This window comes from Nocardiopsis sp. EMB25, from assembly GCF_026797795.1.
In the GTDB taxonomy this organism is placed as follows: Bacteria; Actinomycetota; Actinomycetes; order Streptosporangiales; family Streptosporangiaceae; genus Nocardiopsis; species Nocardiopsis lucentensis.
This window is the reverse complement of sequence record NZ_JAMTDN010000001.1, coordinates 3,774,357-3,791,683: the sequence shown is the minus strand read 5'-3', so window position 1 is coordinate 3,791,683 and position 17,327 is coordinate 3,774,357. Positions and strand designations below refer to the sequence as shown.

The window sequence follows — 17,327 nt, the reverse complement described above, 5'->3', positions numbered from 1 at the left end:
GCGCGGTACTTGCTCTCGTCGGGTGCCCATGCGGCCAGGGATTCTTGCCCGCCCGTCGCCCGCCACCACCCTCAACGGACGCCTGGCGGCGCAGTTCTTCCCCTGGCTGCGCCTGACGCTCGTTCCTCGCTAGCGGCTCGCCTCGTCTTGCAGAACCCTGGCGGCGCCCGAACCTTCCGGGTTGGGAGCGCTCCCCTCCCGACCCTCCCCGGCCCGGTCGGCCCGAGGCACACGGCCGACCGGGCGGTCCCGGCGGGCCCTTCCCCAGGCCCCGCCGGGACCCACGTCCGCCGACAACACCCGAAAGGTCAAGCGCGTGTGGCGCTACATCGGCCGCAAGCTCGTCATCTACCTGTTGACGTTCGTCATCGCGGTCACCATCAACTGGATGATCCCCCGGTTCATGCCGGGTGACCCCGTACGGAGCATGCTCTCCCGTGCCTCGGTCAGCGACCCCGAGGCCCTGGAACGCATGAACGCCTACTACAACGAGGTCTTCGGCTTCGACACCCCGCTCCACGAGCAGTATCTGAGCTTCTGGGCCGGACTCCTCAGGGGCGACCTCGGCGTCAGCATCATGCTGTACCCGGAGCCGGTCACCGACGTCATCATGCGGTCGGTCCCCTACACCCTGGCGGTGCTGCTCCCGGCCATCCTGCTCAGCTGGATCGTCGGCAACCGCTTCGGCGCCTTCGCGGCCCGCAGCAAGGTGCTGGACAACACGATCCTGCCGGTGGGCTACGTCCTCACCGCGACGCCGTACATGTGGCTGGCCCTGCTCCTGGCCTGGGCGCTGGGGGTCGTCGCCGGGATCTTCCCGGTCGCGGGCGGATACAGCTACGCCCTACGGCCCGAGTTCTCGTGGGTGTTCGTCTCCGACCTGATCAGCCACTGGTTCCTGCCGTTCCTGTCCATGTTCATCGTGGCGCTCGGCGGATGGGCGATCGGGATGCGCAACATGATCATCTACGAACTGGAGGCGGACTACTCCACCTACCTCCAGGCCCTGGGCGCGCCACGCCGCCTCATCCGCCGCTACGCGTTCCGCAACGCGATGCTGCCGCAGATCACCGGACTGGCTGTCCAGCTCGGCACCATCATCGCCGGCGCCCTGCTGACGGAGATCGTCTTCAACTACCCCGGCCTGGGCACCCTCATCCTCGACTCACTCAACAACCGTGACTTCTTCCTCCTCCAGGGGATCTTCCTCTTCGTGGTGGTCGGCGTGCTGATCGCCAACTTCATCATCGACATCGTCTACGTCCTGATCGACCCCCGCACCCGGGTCCAGATGACGGGAGGTGCGGCATGACCGACGTCGCTGGCGCCCCCGGCGCGGACGGCGCGGGCACGGCGCCCGAACCGGCCGCCGAACGCCGACGCTCCGAGACCCTGCACTTCGCCCGGCGCAACCCCAAGCTGCTCATCGGGGCGGGCATCGTGCTGGCCCTGCTGATCACCGGCCTCATCGGCCCGCTCTTCATCGACCACGACCCGAACGAGTACGTCGGGCCGCAGAGCCAGCCCCCGAACGGCGAGTACTGGCTGGGCACCACCAGCTTCGGCCAGGACGTGTGGGCCCAGTTCGTCCACGGGCTGCGCTCGACCTTCCTCATCGGGGTCTTCGGCGGCGGGGTGGCCTTCGTCGTCGGCACCGCCGTCGGCTTCCTCGCCGGGTACAAGGGCGGATGGGTGGACGAGGTCCTCAACATGATCACGAACGTGGTGCTGGTCCTGCCGGCACTGGTCGTGCTCATCGTGGCCGTCGCCTACCTCGACGCGCGCGGCGTGCTGGTGCAGGGTGTGTTCATCGGCCTGACCTCCTGGCCGTGGGCGGCGCGCGCGGTCCGTGCCCAGACCCTGTCCCTGGCCACCCGCGACTTCGTGGACCTGGCCCGGCTCAGCGGGCGGCGCACGTGGCGGATCATCACCGCCGAGGTGGCCCCGAACATGAGCTCCTACCTGGTGATGACCTTCATCCTGCTCTTCGGCGGCTCCATCCTCATCGCCGCGGGCCTGGACTTCATCGGCCTCGGACCGACCAACGGCGTGTCCCTGGGACTGATGCTGGAGAACGCGGTCGCCTGGAGCGCCCTGCAACTCGGGCTGTGGTGGTGGTTCATCCCGCCGGGTCTCGGCATCACCGTGATCGTCGGGTCGCTGTACATCCTCAACGTCGGGTTGGACGAAGTGTTCAACCCCAAGCTGCGGGAGCTGTGATGACTCTGCGCGTGAAGGACCTGAAGGTCTACTACCAGACGCTGCGCGGGGACGTCCACGCCCTCGACGGGGTCTCGTTCGACCTGGCGGACGGCGAGATCATGGGCCTGGCCGGGGAGTCGGGCTGCGGCAAGAGCACCCTGAGCAAGAGCCTCATCCGGCTGGACTCGCGGATGCGGCACGTCGGCGGCACGATCGAGCTGGACGGCAAGGACGTGCCGATCGCCGACGACGAGGCGATGGTCCCGCTCCGCTACCACGAGATCTCGCTCATCCCGCAGTACGCGATGAGCGCGCTCAACCCCACCCGCAAGATCGGTCGGATGATCAACGAGCTGCTGCGCGCGCGGGGTGTGCGCCCCGGCGACGTCGACGGGGAACTGCGGCGCCGCCTGGAGCTGGTCGGCCTCGACCCGGAGGTGCTCGACCGCTTCCCGATCGAGCTGTCCGGCGGTATGAAGCAGCGCGTGGTCATGGTGATGTCCACACTGCTCAACCCGTCCCTCCTCATCGCCGACGAGGTGACCTCGGCCCTGGACGTGTCCACCCAGCGCTCGGTCGCCGAGTCCCTCGTGGAGTTCCGCGACCGCGAGTACGTGCGCAGCATGGTGTTCGTGACCCACGACATCTCGCTCGTGTACCAGATGGCGGACACGATCATGGTGATGTACGCGGGGCGCATCGCCGAGAAGGCACCGGCCAAGTCCATCATCGAGGACCCGCGGCACCCCTACACGCGGATGCTCGTCTCGGCCCTGCCCGAGGTGGGCAGCACGGTCACCGGCGGCCGGCTGGAGGGCATCCCCGGCACCCCGCCCGGACTCCTGAACCCGCCACAGGGGTGCCGTTTCCGGGCCCGCTGCCCCATGGCCTTCGACAGGTGCGCCGAGCAGCCGCCGCTGGTGGAGATCGAACCCGGCCACTGGGCCGCCTGCTGGAAGACGGGGGAGTGACGGTGAGCGAGACCCTGCTGGAACTCGAACACGTGCACAAGGTGTACCGGACCGGCGCCTTCGGCGGCGGACGCAAGCGCGCGGTCCGCGACGTCAGCCTGACCGTGCGGGCGGGCGAGGTCGTGTCGCTGATCGGTGAGAGCGGCAGCGGCAAGAGCACCCTCGGCAAGATGGTGCTCGGCCTGTCGCGGCCGACCGAGGGCCGGATCCTGGTCGAGGGCACCGACATCGCCACCATCCGCGGGTTCGCCGCCCGCAAGGAGTACTACCGCCGGGTGCAGGGGGTCTTCCAGGACCCGTTCAGCTGCTTCAACCCCATCTTCAAGGCCGACCGGGTCTTCGAGATGGTCCGCGGCTCCTACTTCCCCGAGGTGTCCGACGCCGACTGGCGGGACCGGGTGCTGTCGGCGCTCGGCACCGTACGCCTGGACCCGGGCAACGTGCTCAACAAGTACCCCCACCAGCTCAGCGGCGGGCAGTTGCAGCGCATGCTCATCGCCCGCGCCCTGCTGCTGGACATCCGTCTCCTGGTGGCCGACGAGATCATCAGCATGCTGGACGCCTCCACCCGGATCGACGTGCTCAACCTCCTCGCCGACCTCAAGGAACGCGGCCTCGGCATCCTGTTCGTCACCCACGACCTGTCCCTGGGCAACTACGTCAGCGACACCTCGGTGATCCTGCACAAGGGGGCGATCGCCGAGATGGGACCGACCACGCGGGTCTTCGACAACCCGCTGCACCCCTACAGCCGCCACCTGCTCTCCTGCGTGCCCCAGCTGCACCGCACCTGGGCGGAGGTCGACGCCGAGCTGGCGGCCGACCCGCCGGAGGACGTCACCCTGCCGACCGTGGCCGACGGGGACGCCTCGGCGCCGCTCCTGGAGGCGGAGGAGGGGCACTTCGTCGGGATCGACCAGTCCTGAGCCCGCCTGCGCGCGCTCGTCGCCTCGCGTCGGGGCTCGGGGCGTGGAGAACGGGGTTCTTCGTCCTCGGCGGCGCCTGTCGCTCGTTCCTCGCTGGCGGCTTGCCTCGTCTTGCGGGACCCCGTACGCCCCTCGCTGTGCTCATGCGGCCTCGCGGGCTCGGCCGGGGCTCGGGGCGTGGAGAACGGGGTTCTTCGTCCTCGGCGGCGCCTGTCGCTCGTTCCTCGCTGGCGGCTTGCCTCGTCTTGCGGGACCCCGTACGCCCCTCGCTGTGCTCATGCGGCCTCGCGGGCTCGGCCGGGGCTCGGGGCGTGGAGAACGGGGTTCTTCGTCCTCGGCGGCGCCTGTCGCTCGTTCCTCGCTGGCGGCTTGCCTCGTCCTGCAGAACCCCGTACGCCCCTCGCATTCATCACCATCCCACGAACGGAATCGGAGTCCTCATGACCACCTGGTTCGACCTGGGCGACGGGTGGACCGTGGCCCCCGTCGCGCCCGACCCCGGGTCCCCGGCGGCCGGTCTCGGAGCGCTGCCCGCGACCGTCCCCGGCTGCGTCCACACCGACCTGCTCGACGCCGGGGAGATCGACGACCCCCACACCGACGACAACGAGACCCGGCTCGGCTGGATCGGCCGCACGGACTGGCGGTACGTGCGTTCCCTGGCACGGGAGACGGCGGACCTCGACGGGAGCGACGGCCCACCCGAGCGCGTGGACCTGGTGTGCGAGGGGCTCGACACGGTCGCCGCCGTGCGGGTGGCCGGGCACGAGGTGGGGCGGTCGGAGAACATGCACCGCACCCACCGGTTCGACGTCACCGAGGTACTGGCCTCGGCCGGGGACGACCCGGAGCTGGTCGTGGAGTTCGCCTCCCCGTACCGGTACGCCGAGGCCCACCGGGACCGCATGGGCCCGCTGCCCGCCGCCTACGACGAGCCCTACCAGTACATCCGCAAGATGGCCTGCAACTTCGGCTGGGACTGGGGTCCGACGCTGGTCACCTCCGGGATCTGGCGGCCGATCCGGCTGCACGCCTGGTCGACCGCGCGGCTGGCGGCCGTCCGCCCGCTGGTGACCGTCGAGGGGGCGGGCGGGAACGGGCCCGTCCTCGGCCGGGTGCGGGTGCACGTCGACCTGGAGCGCACCGCCGCAGGGCGGCGGAGCGCGCTGGAGCTCACCGCCCGCGTCGCCGGCGCCACCGCCACGGCGACCGCCGAACCCGGCGAGGACACCGCCGTCCTGGAACTGGAGGTGGCCGACCCCGGTCTGTGGTGGCCGCGCGGCCACGGCGACCAGCCGCTGTACGACCTCACGGTGGAGCTGTCCGCCGACGGGGCCGCCCTGGACACGTGGCGCCGTCGGATCGGCTTCCGCGAGGTCGCGGTGGTCGACGAGCCCGACGCGCGCGGCACCGGGTTCGCGGTCACCGTGAACGGGCGGCGCGTCCTGGTCAAGGGGGCGAACTGGATCCCCGACGACACCTTCCCCTCCCGGGTCGACGCCGCCCGGTACCGGGCGCGGATCGGCCAGGCGTGCGCGGCGGGCGTCAACCTGCTGCGTGTGTGGGGCGGCGGGATCTACGAGTCGGACGACTTCTACCAGGCGTGCTCGGAGCTGGGGGTCCTGGTCTGGCAGGACTTCCTCTTCGCCTGCGCGGCCTACCCGGAGGACGAGCCGATCGCGGCCGAGGTGGCGGCCGAGGCGCGTGAGGCGGTCGTCCGGCTGTCCCCGCACGCCAGCCTCGCGGTCTGGTGCGGCAACAACGAGAACCTGTGGGGCCACGAGGACTGGGACTGGAAGCCGGTCCTGGACGGACGGCCCTGGGGCGCCGGGTACTACCTCGACCTGCTGCCGCGCCTGATGGCCGAGCTCGACCCGACCCGGCCCTACCTCCCGGGCAGCCCGTACTCGCCGGGGGAGGGAAAGCACCCCAACGACCCCGCCCACGGCATCATGCACGTCTGGGACGTCTGGAACCAGCTCGACCACACCCGCTACCGGGACCACCGGCCGCGGTTCGTCGCCGAGTTCGGCTACCAGGCGCCGCCGAACCACGCCACGCTGCGCGCGGCGGTCTCCGACGCCCCCCTGGCCCCGGCCTCGCCGGGCGTGGCCCACCACCAGAAGGCCGAGGACGGCGACGCCAAACTCGCGCGGGGGCTGGCCGAGCACTTCGGTGTCCGGGACCCGGGCTACGACGACTGGCACTACCTGACCCGGGTGCTCCAGGCGCGGGCGCTGGAGCTGGGGATCGGGCACTTCCGCTCCCTGTGGCCCCACTGCACGGGAACGGTGGTGTGGCAGCTCAACGACTGCTGGCCGGTGACCTCGTGGGCGCTGGTCGACGGCGCGGGCCGGCGCAAGCCCGCGTGGTACGCGGTGCGGGGGGCCTACGCCGACCGGGTGGCCACGGTGCAGCCGACGGAGACGGGGCTGTGCGTCGTGTTGGGCAACGACACCGACGAGGAGTGGACGACGGAGGTGACCGTGGCGCGGCACGGCATCAAGGGCGGGCGCGGGGTCCTGGCCTCGTCCGAGCACGCCGTGCGGGTGGCCCCGCGCGGGGCCCTGCGCGTGCCCGTCCCCGACCGCGTGGCCGTGCCGGGGCGGGCCGAGGGGGAGGTGCTCACGGTCGACGGCGCGGGGGAGCGGGCGTGGTGGTTCTTCGCGCGGGACCGGGATCTCGACTACGAAAAACCGGAATTCGACGCCGAAACACGTGTGGACGGCGGGGATTTGCGGGTACGGATACGGGCTCGCGTGCTGCTGCGGGATCTGGTCGTGGAGACCGATCGCCTCGATCCCTCGGCCGTGGCGGACGGCGCCCCGGTGACCCTGCTGCCGGGGGAGGAGCACACCTTCGTGATCACGGACGGTGCTCGTCTGGACTCGGGTGCGGTGCTCACGGCACCCGTTCTGAGGTGCGTCAACGACGTTCTGGCGACATCGAGGTGAGCTGAGGGTGACGTTTCGGTGACCGGAGTCACGACCGTGCGCTCCGGCCGCTGGAGGGCGGGTATTCCCCCGGGCTCCGTGCGGGTTGCCACACCGAAATCCCCCGCGGGCTGGCCCGGCTGTGATACGTTCGTGAGTGATTGTTAGTCGTTGAATTTCGCAGTTGGTGTATGCCCGCGGAGTTTGTGACCGGCGGGCGGTTTCTCGTGGATCGGCTCGCGGCAATTACTCGGGCGTGTGTGTAGGCGTCCGTGTAGACCGAGCTGAAGGAGAGAACATGGCTCAGGGCACTGTTCAGGGTACTGTGAAGTGGTTCAACGGCGAGAAGGGCTTCGGCTTCATCTCCCCCGACGACGGTGGGCCCGACGCTTTCGTCCACTACAGCGCGATCCAGGGTTCCGGCTTCCGTAACCTCGAGGAGAACCAGCGCGTGGAGTTCGAGATCGTCGCTGGCACCCGCGGCCCGCAGGCCGAGAACGTCGTCGCCATCTAGGCAGTAACGACGCAGAGCGCCCCCGGAGGCTTCGGTCACCGGGGGCGCTTTCGTGTGCCCGGACCCGGACCAGCCCTGGGCCGGGTCCGGGTCCGCCCCGGCCGACCGGCGCGGACCGGGGCGCGGTCGGCACGGCCCGCCCGGACCCGGGAAAAACCGCGTGTCATCGCGCAGCCGAACTGACAACCTGTGCGGTGCCCCCGGCCCACCCCGGCCCGACGACGTCCCCGACACCGAAGCGACGACCATGACCGACTGGATCACCACCCCCGTCACCCCGGACATGCTGCGCGGAGCCATCGAGGTGGAGCGCACCGAACGCGGTGTCCGACCGCACCGCCTGCCCGCCTGGGTCCGGCGGCAGTACCCCGACGAGGCCTTGATGAGGACCGAGGCCCACACCAGCGGCGTGCGGCTGTGCCTGCGCACCCGCGCCACCGTCATCGAACTGGAGACCGTGCCGACCAGGACCGTCTACCAGGGCGCGCCGCCCCCGCCGGAGGGCGTGTACGAACTGCTGGTCGACGGACGCGGCAGTGGTCGGGGCGGGGTGGCCGGAGGTGACGTCACCACCGTGGACATGATGACCCAGACCGGCGTCACCACCCGCGGCCGGTCCGGCTCGGTCCGCTTCTCCGGGCTGTCGGAACGGGAGAAGGAGGTGGCGGTCTGGCTGCCCCACCGGGAGGCCACCGAGCTGATCGCGCTGCGGACCGACGCCCCGGTCCTGCCCGCCGAGGACCGGGAGCGGAGGGTCTGGCTTCACCACGGGAGCTCCATCAGCCACGGCTCCAACGCCGAGGCTCCGACCGCCATCTGGCCCGCGATCGCCGCCGAACGGGGTGGTGTGGACCTGGTCAACCTGGGATTCGGCGGCAACGCCCTGCTCGACCCGTTCACCGCGCGCACGATCCGGGACGCCCCGGCGGACCTGATCAGCCTCAAGATCGGCATCAACCTGACCAACACCGACCTGATGCGGCGGCGCGCCTTCACCCCGGCCGTGCACGGCTTCCTCGACACGATCCGGGAGGGGCACCCGGACACGCCGCTGCTCGTGGTCTCCCCCATCCTCTGCCCGATCCAGGAGGACACCCCGGGGCCGGTGACGCTGGACCCGGAGGACGCCGCGCTGAGCTTTCGCGCGACCGGGGACCCGGCGGAGCGGGTCGCCGGGAAGCTGACGCTGAACGTCATCCGGGACGAACTCGCGCGCGTCGTCGAACGCAGGGCGGCGGACGACCCGCACCTGCACCATCTCGACGGCCGTGTGCTCTACGGGGAGTCCGACCACGACGAGCTGCCGCTGCCGGACCGACTCCATCCGGACACCGCCGGGCACCGGCGGATCGGGGAGCGGTTCGCGGACGCGGTCTTCGCCAGTGTCGGAGCCTTCGCCGCGCAGGGGTAGGAAGGGCGCGGCCCGGCGGCCGGGGCGTGGACCCGGCCACCGGGCCGTCAGGGCGTGTTCCGCGGACACATACTCTGCCGCGCGACGAGCGGCATCCACGGGACACGCCCTCAGGACCGGCCGCCCCTCCAGGGAGTGCGGGGCGGCCGGAGGCGCGGTCAGCCCTGCTGGAGCAGGGACTCGGCGCGCTGGCGCACCTCGGGGGTGTCCAGTCCGCGCACGGTCACGGTGGTGCGTCGGCGCAGCACGTCGTCGACGGTGACCGCCCACTCGCGGTCGCGGGCGAAGACCACCTGGGCCCAGATGTCGGGACCGTCGGGGTGGATGCGCTCGCCCAGCGCGGGCTCGTCGCGCACCAGGCCCGCGATGTCCATCGCCAGGTTCCCGTAGTGCGAGGCCAGGTGTCGCGCGACCAGCGGGTCCAGGCGCGCGCCCGGCTCGCGGTCGATGATGATCCGGTGCGTGACCGCCTCGGGGCTGGCCAGACCGGGCAGCGGCACCGTCTTGAGCGGGTCGGACATGTCCTCCGCCAGCGGCACGGCCGAGACCTTGCGCAGCTCGTCGAGGATCGTGCGGCCGATGTGCCGGTAGGTGGTCCACTTGCCGCCCGCCACCGACAGCATCCCGCCGCGGCCCTGGGTGACCACGGTCTCCCGCTTGGCCGAGCTCGTGCCGCCGGGGCCGCCGGGCAGGACCCGCAGACCCGCGAACGAGTAGGTGATGTTGTCCGGGTTGAGGTAGGGCGCGTCGATGCCCAGGGAGGCCTCACCGAGGATCTGGTCGATGTCACCGGGGACGACGCCCACGTCGGCGGGGTCGCCGGTGAACTCCTCGTCCGTGGTGCCCAGCAGCAGGCGGCCCTCCCACGGGATGGCGAAGGAGACGCGGTACTTGTCGACGGGGATGGTCAGCGCTGCGCGCCACGGCTCGGGCGTCTTCAGGACCAGGTGGGCGCCCTTGGACAGGCGCACGCTGGGCGCGACCCCGGGCTGCTCCATCTCGCGCAGGCGGTCGACCCACGGGCCGGTGGCGTTGAGCACCAGCCGGGCGTCGATGCCGAACTCCTGCCCGTCGACCCGGTCGCGCAGGTCGGCGCCGGTCACGCGGCCGCGCGTGGTGCGCAGGCCCTTGACCTCGGCGTGGTTGAGCACGACCGCTCCGGCGTCCGCGGCGGCGCGGACGGTCATGATCGCCATGCGGCTGTCGTTCATCTGGTGGTCGCTGTAGGCGGCCACCGACTTCAGGCCCTGGGTGCGCAGGCCGGGGGCGAGCCGGGTGGCCTGGTTGGGGGACAGGAGGCGGCCCATGCCGTCACCGAAGGCGGACAGCGCCGAGTACAGGAACACGCCAGCGCCCATCTTCGCGGCTCCGTGGGGGCCGCCGGAGTAGATGGGCACCAGGAACGGCATGTGGTTGACCAGGTGCGGGGCCACGTCGGAGGCCAGGGAGCGGCGCTCCTTGTGGTTCTCCGCGACCAGGCGCACGTTGCCGGTCTGGAGGTAGCGCAGGCCTCCGTGCACGAGCTTGGAGGAGGCGCTGGAGGTGGCTCCGGCGAAGTCGCCGGCGTCGACCATCGCGACGCGCAGACCGGCCTGGGTGGCGGTCCAGGCGGCGGACGTGCCCAGGATGCCGCCGCCGATCACGAGGAGGTCGAACGTGCCCCGGGCGAGCTCCTCGCGCGTGTGCGCGCGGGAGGAGGCGATGTCGTGTTGCTGGGTTCTGGCGGTCATGGCTGGGTGCTCCGTCCGTTCGGGAGGGATGGCGGGTGCCGCGCCTGTACCTGAACGGGCTCTGACGTTTCAGGCAGGTGTCACCTGCATAATACGACAATGCCGAACGATGGTGAAGATAGCCCTGCTGGTTACCGGTGGGTATGGCGCGGATCGGGCCTCAGTGCGGAAAAATCTGTGCGAGATTCTTGCTCTCGATGATGAGTTGATCGCCCAAGGTGATTAACGTTCGGTATTGTCGAACGCTCTGGTTAATACCAGTACCAGTGCCGGTTCGGTGGGGCCCCGAAGACGAAGGGAGCCGGGTACCGCCCCCGTGGCGGTACCCGGCTCCCCACGTGTGCGGGACGGGCGTCAGGCGCCGAACCCGGCCAGCTTCCAGATCCAGGCGCCGATGACGCCGCCGACGATCGGGGCGACGACCGGGATCCAGGCGTAACCCCAGTCCGAGGAGCCCTTGCCCGGGATCGGCAGCAGCGCGTGCGCGATACGCGGGCCCAGGTCACGGGCGGGGTTGATCGCGTACCCGGTCGGGCCGCCCAGGGACAGACCGATCGCGAGCACGAGCAGACCGACCAGGAGCGGGGCCAGACCGGTGGAGAACAGGGCGGACAGGTCCACCTCGCCCCCGGAGACGTGCCCGGAGTTGGCGCCGATGCCCAGGATGCCCAGGAGCAGCATCGCGGTGCCGATGACCTCGGTGACGAAGTTGGCGACCGGCCTGCGCACCGCCGGGGCCGTGCTGAAGACCGCGAGCTTGGCGTCGGGGTCGTCGGTCGGCGCCCAGTGCGCGTGGTAGACGAGGTACACCAGCACCGCACCGGTGAACGCGCCCGCCATCTGGGCGGCGATGTACCCGGGCACCAGGGACCACGAGAAGTCCCCGATACTCGCCAGACCGATGGTGACCGCCGGGTTGATGTGGGCGCCGCTCGTGGTGCCAGTGACGTAGACGGCCATCGCGACCGCCATACCCCAGCCGAACGTGATGACGATCCAGCCGGCGTTGTTGGACTTGGACTTGGCCAACACCACGCCGGCGACGACACCGCCACCGAGCAGGATCAGGATCGCCGTACCGACGAACTCTGCCAGATAAACCATGAGGACCTCCGCCCCGAAAGGGGCATGCGGGGTGCGGGAGGTCCGTCGCTCCGCGTCGGGGGGCGCGGGACCGGAACGACGTTGGACACACCCGTCACGTGATGGGGATGCGCGGGGCACGCGGTGTGCCCCGGGTGCCGCTTCCAGGGGTCTCCGGCGGGCGCCGGAGGTCCCTGGAAGCGGTCGTCAGAGGAGGCGGCGGGCTACTGCTCGTCGGGGTGCTCGACCCAGCCGAGCGTGCGCTCCACGGCCTTGTTCCAGTTGCGGTACTCCCGGTCGCGGACCTCGGGGTCCATCTTCGGGGTCCACTCGGCGGCCTTGTGCCAGTTCGCGCGCAGGGTCTCCACGTCCGGCCAGTAGCCGACGGCCAGACCGGCGGCGTAGGCCGCGCCCAGGCAGGTGGTCTCGGCGACCATCGGGCGCACGACCTCGGCGTCCAGGACGTCGGACAGGATCTGCATGAGCAGGTTGTCGGCCGTCATGCCGCCGTCGACCTTGAGCGTGGTCAGGTCGATCTGGGAGTCGGCGTTCATCGCGTCGACCACCTCGCGGGTCTGCCAGGCCGAGGCCTCCAGGACGGCGCGGGCGATGTGGCCCTTGTTGACGTAGCCGGTCAGACCGGCGACGACGCCGCGCGCGTCGCTGCGCCAGTGCGGGGCGAACAGGCCGGAGAAGGCGGGCACGATGTAGCAGCCGCCGTTGTCCTCGACCGTGCGCGCGAGGGTCTCGATCTCCGGGGCGGTGGAGATGAGGCCCAGGTTGTCGCGCAGCCACTGCACGAGGGAACCGGTGACGGCGATCGAGCCCTCCAGGGCGTACACCGCGGGCGCGTCGCCCAGCTTGTAGCCCAGGGTGGTGAGCAGGCCGTTGTTGGAGGTGACCGGCTCGGTGCCGGTGTTCATGACCAGGAAGGTGCCGGTGCCGTAGGTGCCCTTGACGTCGCCCGGGTCGAAGCAGGTCTGACCGAACAGGGCGGCGTGCTGGTCGCCGAGGGAGGAGGCGACGGGCGTCCCGGCGAGGTAGCCGCGGGCGGTGCCGTAGACCTCGGAGGAGGAGCGGATCTCGGGGAGGATGGCGGCGGGGATGCCCATCGCGTCCAGGATCTCGGAGTCCCACTCCAGCGTGTGGAGGTTCATCAGCATGGTGCGGCTGGCGTTGGTCACGTCGGTGACGTGGTGGCCGGTCAGCTTCCAGATGAGCCAGGTGTCCATGGTGCCGAACAGCACCTCGCCGCGCTCGGCGCGCTCGCGCAGCCCGTCGACGTTGTCGAGCAGCCAGCGGAGCTTGGGGCCGGAGAAGTAGGTGGCCAGGGGCAGGCCGCACTTCTCGCGGAAGCGGTCCTGGCCGCCCTCGTTGCCCAGCTCGCGGACGATGTCGTTGGTGCGGGTGTCCTGCCAGACGATGGCGTTGTGGACCGGCTTGCCGGTCTCGCGGTCCCACACGACGGTGGTCTCGCGCTGGTTGGTGATGCCGACGGCGGCGACCTGGTCCGGGGTGATGTCGCTCTTCTGGAGCGCCTGCTGGACGACGACCTCGACGTTGGTCCAGATCTCCTCGGCGTCGTGCTCGACCCAGCCCGGCTGGGGGAAGATCTGTCGGTGCTCGCGCTGGTCGACCGAGACGATCCGTCCGTCCCGGTCGAAGAGGATGCAACGGCTCGACGTGGTGCCCTGGTCGATCGCGGCGACGTACTGCTGACTCATCGGGATGTTCGCCTTCCGGTGGACGGCTGTGGGTGGGAAGCCGGGATGGGTGTCGAACGGGTGAACTCGGCGTGGACCGAACGGCGTACGACATTGACGTATGAAGTACGCGTCAGTTTCATCCGTCTTTCCTTCCCATGTCAAGACGGTGTGACGCAATCGTGTCGCGTGGATCACATGTTACGGAGAGTGATCTACGGTGGGTTCACGTGCACTGTGCCAGGACCGGTGTCCAGGTGGAACGCACCACTCCGACCAGCGGTTTCGTGGGGATCGGGTGGGCGTTCGGGCGCCGCCAGGGTTCTGCAAGACGAGGCGAGCCGCTAGCGAGGAACGAGCGTCAGGCGTGGCCGAGGATGAAGAATCCCTGGCCGCATGGGCGCCCGAACACGGGCCAAAGCGAAGCGGAGGCCCAAAACAGACACGGCCTAGTAGGGGGACGCCCCCAGGTCACGGGAGATGGCGCGGGCGGCGTCGCGGACGTAGGAGACCTGCTCCATGTCCGGCTTGCCGTCGTCCGAGGCCAGGCGCTCCACGGCGCCGCGCACCCCGATCCCGCCCACGGTGACGCCGCGGCGGTCCCGGATCGGGGCGGCGATCGACACCTCGCCCTCGACCAGTTCCTCGGCCTCCCAGGCCCAGCCGTTGTCGCGGACCTCCACGAGCTGCTCCTCCAGGGCCATGGGGGAGACGACGGTGTGCCGGGTGAAGGCGGGCAGCGACACCACGCCCTCGGTCTCGGAGGCCGGGGTGTCCTCCTCGGGTATGGCGAGGGGGTCGAAGGCCATCAGGACCTTGCCGATCGCGGTCGCGTGCAGGGGCAGCAGGTCGCCCACGTCGAGCGTCTGCCGGGTCGAGTCCGGGCGGAAGACGTGGTGCACCACCAGGACCTGGTTCTTGTGCAGAGTGCCGATGCGCACGCTCTCCCCGCTACGGGAGGCGAGGGTGTCCGCCCAGTTCAGAGCCCGTGTGCGTAGTTCGTTGCCGTCCAGGTAGCGGGTGCCCAGGCTCAGCATCCCGCCGCCCAGGCGGTAGCGCCCCGACTCGGGGTCCTGCTCGACGAAGCCGACGTGCTGGAGCGTGCGCAGGATGCCCAGCGCGGTTCCCTTGGGCAGCTCGAGCGACCGGGAGATCTCCGCCAGGCTCAGCCCCCGGGCGCCGCTGGCCAGGAGCCGGAGGATGGCGGCGGCGCGTTCGATCGACTGGATTCTTCCCGGCATGGGGGTGCAACCACTCTCTAGTACGACAATGTCATACGCGAAATGCTACTACGCGATGTGACGCGGCACACCTCGTCCTCGGCTCGGCTCCGCGTGCGGTCGGGCAAGTCTAGCCCTCGACCCCCGCTCTGACCTGCGGGGCGAGGGGAGGATCACAGCTCCTGGGCGGACTTGGTGATCCCGTTCGCGGCCTCGTCGACATCGCCGTCGGTGATGTCCAGGTGCACGGTGAGCCGGATGAGCGAGGGGCCGATCGCCACGGCGCCCACACCGTTGCGGGCCAGCAGTTCCACCAGACGCGCGGCCGATCCCTCCGGGGTCTGCAGCAGCACCATGTTGGTGCGGGCCCGTGCCGACAGCCCCGGTGCCGCCCCGATCCGTTCGGCGAGCAGCGTGGCGCGGGTGTGGTCCTCCGGGATCCGCTCCCGGTGGTGGCGCAGCGCGTGCAGGGCGCCCGCCGCGATGATCCCCGCCTGCCGCATCCCGGCGCCCAGGAGCTTGCGGGCCCGCCGGGCGCGGCGGACGGTCGCGGCGTCACCGGCCAGGGCCGATCCCACCGGCGCGCCGAGCCCCTTGGAGAAGCACACCGACACCGTGTCGAAGCCCGCGGCGACCTCGGCGGGCGCCGCGTCCAGGGCGGCCGCCGCGTTCCAGAGCCGGGCCCCGTCCAGGTGCGCGCGCATGCCGTGCCCATGGGCGAACGCGACCACCCGCCGCTGCTCCGCCAGCGGCACGACCTGGCCGGTGAAGGTGTTCTCCAGCCACAGCAGCGCGGGTTCGGCGCGGTGCGCGTCGCCCTCCCCGGCCCCGCGCGTCCAGTCGGCCAGGACGTCGTCGGAGGGGAAGGGGTCGCCGGAGTACAGGCGCGGCTGCACCCGAGACAGGACCGCCGCGGCCCCCTGCTCGGAGCCGATGAGGTGGTGGTGTTCGTGCGCCCACACCTCCTCGCCGCTGCGCGCGGACACGTACAGCGCGATCTGGTTGGCCATGTGCCCGGACGGCACGTAGAGCGCGGCCTCCTTCCCGAGCAGGGCGGCGGTCTCCTCCTCCAGGGCCCGCACGGTCGGGTCCTCGCCGTACACGTCGTCGCCGACCTCGGCCTCGGCGATGGCGCGGCGCATCGCCGCCGTGGGGCGGGTCACCGTGTCGGAGCGCAGGTCGATCATCGGGGGTTCCTTCCGCAGGGTGCGGAACCGACGATACTGCCGGGCCTCGGGCGTCTTCGAGGCGCGTCAGTCGTCCCCGATCCGCTCCAGCGCCCGGGAGAGCAGCCGGAGCGACTCCAGGGCGCGTCTGGCCTCCTCCTCGCCCAGTTCGCCCACCAGTTCCTCGGCGACCCGGGCGTGGTCGGGGCGGATGCGGCGCATCGCCGCCCGGCCCTCCTCGGTGAGGGCCAGCAGCTTGGCCCGGCTGTGCGCCGGGTTCGGCCGGTACTCGGCCAGTCCCTGGTCCACCAGCAGGTCCGCCATGCGCTGCACGCTCTGCCGCGAGACGCCGAACCGCCGGGCGACGGCCGACACCGGCCGGGGCTCGTCGGTCACCGCGCCCAGCACCTGCCACCGGGCCGCCGTCAGCCCCGCGGGCCGGGCCAGTTCCTCGGCCACCGCCATGAGCTGCCCGTTGAGGCGGAACACGGTGAGCGCGGTCCCCGACAGCAGGTCGGAGGGACGTTCGTCGGACGGGGGCACGGACGGGGTCATGGCCGGGACGCCTCGGCCAGGACGGCGAAGGCCTCCGGGTCGTGCTGGGCGAAGAGCCGGTACCAGGCGTCCAGGACGCGCGGGGAGTACAGGTCGAGCGCCGCGAAGATCTCGCGCGCGAACTCCATCGGGGCGGTCGGACCGGCGGTGATGAGGTCCCCGTCGGTCACGGCCAGCTCGGACCGGTAGTGGGAGATCCCCGTGTAGCCGGTGGCCAGGAGGTACTCGGGGGCGGCGCTGGTGTGGGCGCGGTCGTCGAGCAGCCCCTCGCGGGCCAGCCCGGCCGTGGCCCCGCAGATCGCGGCGACCGGGACCCCGGCGTCGAGGAAGATCCCGGCGGCGGAGGCGAAGGGGGACAGCGACTCGGGCTCGACGTCCCAGCCGTCCGCGCCGGGGAGGATCAGCATCGAGCTCTCGGACGGTTTGAGCTGGTGGAGAGCGACGTCGGGCAGGACGCTGAGCCCGCCCATCGTGGTGATGGGCGCGCCGGTGAGGCCGACGGTGACCACGTCGTACCGGCCGGGGCGGCGCTGCGCGTGCCCGTTGCGGATGTGCGCGACGGCGTGTCCGACCTCCCAGTCCGCCATCTGGTCGTAGACGGCGAGGTGGACGGTCCGCTGGAGTGGTGCGTTCATGACAACATCCTGTCATTGTGACAACATGGTGTCAATGGAGTTCGGGGGACCGTCCGAGAGGAGTGTCGGGGTGGTGCGCCCGATCGCGTCCACGCCGTGATGACACGGTAGGGAACCCGCATCGGGTGTGTGGGGGAAATGGCGCAGAAAAGGTCTGATGTTCCTTTTCGGGCAGACCGCAAACACGCAACCTTCACGAATAAAAAGGTGAGGGGTCGAGAACCGGGTCGTCACGGCGTTGGCCCCCGGCGGGACGGCTCGCGTGTCCGGTGATACGC

General features: G+C 71.0%; 14 protein-coding genes. 7 read left to right on the top strand and 7 right to left on the bottom strand.

What is annotated here, in order from left to right; all coding sequences use genetic code 11:
* Positions 1-316 precede the first annotated feature (316 nt).
* The 7 genes from KIK06_RS16375 (at position 317) to KIK06_RS16345 (ending at position 8,957) form a co-directional block, all read left to right on the top strand.
* Positions 317-1,312 (top strand): ABC transporter permease, encoded by a 996-nt coding sequence (locus KIK06_RS16375; RefSeq protein WP_026127773.1) that lies wholly within the window; start codon positions 317-319, stop codon positions 1,310-1,312.
* Positions 1,309-2,220 carry an ABC transporter permease gene (locus tag KIK06_RS16370; protein ID WP_017599533.1) on the top strand — a complete coding sequence of 304 codons (912 nt, stop codon included), beginning with the start codon at positions 1,309-1,311 and terminating at the stop codon, positions 2,218-2,220. The genes KIK06_RS16375 and KIK06_RS16370 overlap by 4 nt, the downstream gene beginning before the upstream one ends.
* Complete coding sequence (locus tag KIK06_RS16365) at positions 2,220-3,173, top strand: ABC transporter ATP-binding protein (protein ID WP_268643883.1); 954 nt, start codon at positions 2,220-2,222, stop codon at positions 3,171-3,173. The genes KIK06_RS16370 and KIK06_RS16365 overlap by 1 nt, the downstream gene beginning before the upstream one ends.
* 14 nt (positions 3,174-3,187) lie before the next feature.
* A complete protein-coding gene (locus KIK06_RS16360) occupies positions 3,188-4,099 on the top strand; it encodes an ABC transporter ATP-binding protein (protein WP_268646027.1) in 912 nt (303 codons plus the stop codon).
* A 440-nt stretch (positions 4,100-4,539) separates the two neighbouring features.
* Entirely contained in the window at positions 4,540-7,053 is a 2,514-nt protein-coding gene (locus KIK06_RS16355; RefSeq protein WP_268643882.1) for a glycoside hydrolase family 2 protein, read from the top strand.
* A 277-nt stretch (positions 7,054-7,330) separates the two neighbouring features.
* A complete protein-coding gene (locus KIK06_RS16350) occupies positions 7,331-7,546 on the top strand; it encodes a cold-shock protein (protein ID WP_017599530.1) in 216 nt (71 codons plus the stop codon).
* Positions 7,547-7,793: 247 nt separating this feature from the next.
* Positions 7,794-8,957, top strand: a complete 1,164-nt coding sequence (locus KIK06_RS16345; protein WP_268643880.1) for a GDSL-type esterase/lipase family protein — start codon at positions 7,794-7,796, stop codon at positions 8,955-8,957.
* A gap of 158 nt (positions 8,958-9,115) precedes the next feature.
* Here the strand turns inward: KIK06_RS16345 and KIK06_RS16340 are convergent, their stop codons facing one another.
* From KIK06_RS16340 to KIK06_RS16310, 7 genes are all read right to left on the bottom strand, one after another.
* Positions 9,116-10,687, bottom strand: a complete 1,572-nt coding sequence (locus KIK06_RS16340) for a glycerol-3-phosphate dehydrogenase/oxidase (protein WP_017599528.1) — start codon at positions 10,685-10,687, stop codon at positions 9,116-9,118.
* A gap of 354 nt (positions 10,688-11,041) precedes the next feature.
* A complete protein-coding gene (locus KIK06_RS16335) occupies positions 11,042-11,791 on the bottom strand; it encodes an MIP/aquaporin family protein (RefSeq protein WP_017599527.1) in 750 nt (249 codons plus the stop codon).
* Between the two features lie 203 nt (positions 11,792-11,994).
* Complete coding sequence (gene glpK / locus KIK06_RS16330; RefSeq protein WP_017599526.1) at positions 11,995-13,494, bottom strand: glycerol kinase GlpK; 1,500 nt, start codon at positions 13,492-13,494, stop codon at positions 11,995-11,997.
* A gap of 428 nt (positions 13,495-13,922) precedes the next feature.
* A complete protein-coding gene (locus KIK06_RS16325; protein ID WP_268643878.1) occupies positions 13,923-14,714 on the bottom strand; it encodes an IclR family transcriptional regulator in 792 nt (263 codons plus the stop codon).
* A gap of 152 nt (positions 14,715-14,866) precedes the next feature.
* Entirely contained in the window at positions 14,867-15,880 is a 1,014-nt protein-coding gene (locus tag KIK06_RS16320) for a threonine aldolase family protein (protein ID WP_268643877.1), read from the bottom strand.
* A gap of 66 nt (positions 15,881-15,946) precedes the next feature.
* Positions 15,947-16,414, bottom strand: coding sequence for a MarR family winged helix-turn-helix transcriptional regulator (locus KIK06_RS16315; protein ID WP_268643875.1), 468 nt, complete (start codon positions 16,412-16,414; stop codon positions 15,947-15,949).
* The gene (locus KIK06_RS16310) at positions 16,411-17,049 is read right to left on the bottom strand and encodes a type 1 glutamine amidotransferase family protein (protein WP_268643874.1); all 639 of its coding nucleotides are present in this window, start codon (positions 17,047-17,049) and stop codon (positions 16,411-16,413) included. The genes KIK06_RS16315 and KIK06_RS16310 overlap by 4 nt, the downstream gene beginning before the upstream one ends.
* Positions 17,050-17,327: the final 278 nt, after the last annotated feature.